This is a genomic window from Holdemanella biformis DSM 3989, assembly GCF_000156655.1.
Lineage (GTDB): Bacteria > Bacillota_I > Bacilli_A > Erysipelotrichales > Erysipelotrichaceae > Holdemanella > Holdemanella biformis.
Genome location: NZ_DS996843.1, coordinates 104,778 through 107,584 on the forward strand (window position 1 = coordinate 104,778; position 2,807 = coordinate 107,584).

At 34.0% G+C, this 2,807-nt stretch carries 3 protein-coding genes; all 3 read right to left on the bottom strand.

Annotated elements, in window-relative coordinates; all coding sequences use genetic code 11:
• Window positions 1–17: 17 nt before the first annotated feature.
• The 3 genes from EUBIFOR_RS07205 to EUBIFOR_RS07215 are packed head-to-tail and all read right to left on the bottom strand — an operon-like array spanning window position 18 to window position 2,451.
• Window positions 18–494: an S-ribosylhomocysteine lyase gene (locus EUBIFOR_RS07205; RefSeq protein WP_003865335.1), complete on the bottom strand. Its 477-nt coding sequence runs from the start codon at window positions 492–494 to the stop codon at window positions 18–20.
• On the bottom strand, window positions 482–1,468 hold the full coding sequence (locus EUBIFOR_RS07210; protein WP_003865336.1) for an A/G-specific adenine glycosylase: 987 nt from the start codon (window positions 1,466–1,468) through the stop codon (window positions 482–484). Before EUBIFOR_RS07210 ends, EUBIFOR_RS07205 begins: the two co-directional genes overlap by 13 nt.
• A gap of 20 nt (window positions 1,469–1,488) precedes the next feature.
• Window positions 1,489–2,451 carry a type I phosphomannose isomerase catalytic subunit gene (locus EUBIFOR_RS07215; RefSeq protein ID WP_003865337.1) on the bottom strand — a complete coding sequence of 321 codons (963 nt, stop codon included), beginning with the start codon at window positions 2,449–2,451 and terminating at the stop codon, window positions 1,489–1,491.
• Window positions 2,452–2,807 lie beyond the last annotated feature (356 nt).

The window sequence follows — 2,807 nt, forward strand, 5'->3', positions numbered from 1 at the left end:
GAGAATTTTACATTCTCTTACACAATTTTTCTTTCGAACGGATCACAACTCATTCCTTTTTCTAGAATTTCCTTAGCCCATTCTTTAGCACCAAATAAAGAATGGTCTTTATAGTTGCCACATTCTTTTTCTTCAGTACCCGGAACATCTTCCCATTCTGTAGTTATGATTAGCTTTAAAGCTTCTTTTACAGCAATCGCAACATCCTTACTTGAATGTTTTCCCCATGCTAAAAGGTGAAATCCTGTACGACATCCAAATGGTGAGCAATCTAAATAGCCAGAAATTCTTGGGCGAAGATATAATGCGAATAAATGTTCTAAAGTATGCATAACTCCAGTTGGAATCTCTTGTCGATTCGGTTGGCATAAACGAACATCAAAATTCGATACAATATCTCCATTAGGTCCTTGTTCTTCACTAATCAAACGCACATATGGTGCTTTTACTTTAGTATGATCTAAAGTAAAACTTTCAATTTCTACTTTTTCCATAAATACTCCTTTACTTGTTTCATAAATGGCATAAACGCACTAGGCATTGCGATATGCTCTTCGATTTCTTCTACTGTCTTATAATTCGAATCTTCCCTATCTACTATACATAACGTTGCATCCATGTGCCACTCTACATGTGAAAAAATATGTATATAAGGTTCTAATTCAATACTTTCTATAATATGTTCTGGTTTCGTTTCATCAAAACCATAAAGCCCAGCCAATAAGCCGGTATCCGCTCTTTTAACTACATGTACCTTATCTTTATGCACCAATATATATAAATGTTTATATTCTATTTTTCGCATTTTCTTTTTCGCCTTGTAAGGCAAACTGCCAGGATCTTTGGCATCACAATACTTTTTAACTGGACACAATTCACACCTAGGATTTTTAGGAATACAAATAAGAGCTCCCAACTCCATTATGGCTTGATTATAATAGGAAATTTCTTCTTTTGAAGGAAGACTTTCATCTACCAACTCTTCAATCTGTTTCTTCACACTTGTCTTGGTAACATCTTCAAAAATATTATACAACCTAGAAAATACACGAATCACATTTCCATCGACTGCACTTACTCTTTGTCCATTCGCAATGGAAGCTATAGCACCTGCCGTGTATGGGCCAATTCCTGGTAATTTTAATAATTCTTCTTTTGTACAAGGCAATTTCCCACTATATTTTTCAACACATTCAATAGCACACTTCTTAATATTTTTACAACGCGAATAATAACCTAGTCCTTGCCACAATTTATTTAACTTTTCATCATCACACTTTGCGACACTCTCAATATCTGGCAACTGTTGTATCCACCTTTTAAAGTAAGGAAGCATAGCCTCAATCCGTGTCTGCTGCGCCATAATTTCACTGATCCATATTTCATAAGGATCTTTCTTTAAACGAAATTCTAAAGGACGATGATTTTTAATATACCAGTCTATTAAATCTTTTTGAAATTCTTTCATAACTAAAAAGAGGCAGGGGATTAAACCATGCTAAAGATCCATTGGCAGTTTCCTGTGATTTTTACATCACCACTATTCGCATCAATAAATACAGAATCGCCTTTGTTTACTTCTAAAGTTGTACCATCATTTTCAATTGTCGCATTACCCTCAATCAACAAGATAGAACCAAAGCTTTCATCATCAACATGAAGCGTAGTTGTACCATTTAATGTAGATTCAAATGTAGTAAAGTATTCACAAGTTGCCAAGCGAACCGTATCACAATCCCCATTCTTCTCTTCTGGTCCACATGGTTTAAAGTCAGATTCAATTGGACTTAAATTTGAAACATCAATTGCCTTTTGAATATGCAATTCGCGAGGCTTACCATCTTTTCCAACACGACCAAAATCATAAACACGATATGTTGTATTTGAATTTTGTTGAATTTCACAAATCTGAATACCAGCACCAATCGCGTGAATTGTTCCAGACTTAATAAAGAAAACATCTCCCTTATGTACTGGGACTGCCTTTAACACGTCTAATAACGTATTATCTTGGATTCGACGTTCAAATTCCTCTTTAGTAATTTCTTTATTTACTCCAAAATATAAGAATGAATCTGGTTCACAATCTAAAATATACCACATTTCAGTTTTTCCATATTCGTGCTCTACACGAAGTGCATATTCATTATCTGGATGCACTTGAATCGATAATGGTTGTTTGGCATCAATAAATTTAATTAAGATTGGGAAAAATTCAAATGTATTCCCCTTTGTTCCTAAAACACCCTTCCCCTTTTTTTCTAAATATTCAGGAAATGATAAGCCTTCATATTCACCACTCGCAACAATACTTGGTCCATCTGGATGTACAGACAATTCCCAACTTTCTGCGACAGGATCCATATCAGTCTTTTTACCATAATTTTCTTTTAATTTTGTTCCGCCCCAAAGATAATCTTTAAAGGCTGGATTTAATTTAATAATTGACATTTTATGTTAGCTCCCTTCTAGATTCATTATAAACAGATGGTTAACAATTGTCCACTTACTAACCACTCACAAAATAGGTCTGCATCATGTCTACATCTTACATTTACTTCATATATTTCATTTCTACTGTATATATGTGAAAAAAAGTTAATATTTCAAACATTTTATCGAATGTTCTTCATAATTATTGATAAAGAACGAATGCATAACATCCACTCTCCTAAGCTTTCATCAACAACTTTTTAACAGACTCTTCACTTACTGAGAAGATGGATGCGATAGCCTTAATTCCAAATCCTTTGTCCATCATTTTTTGATACATCTCTAGCTCTTTTTTCTCACTACCTTGTTCAAGT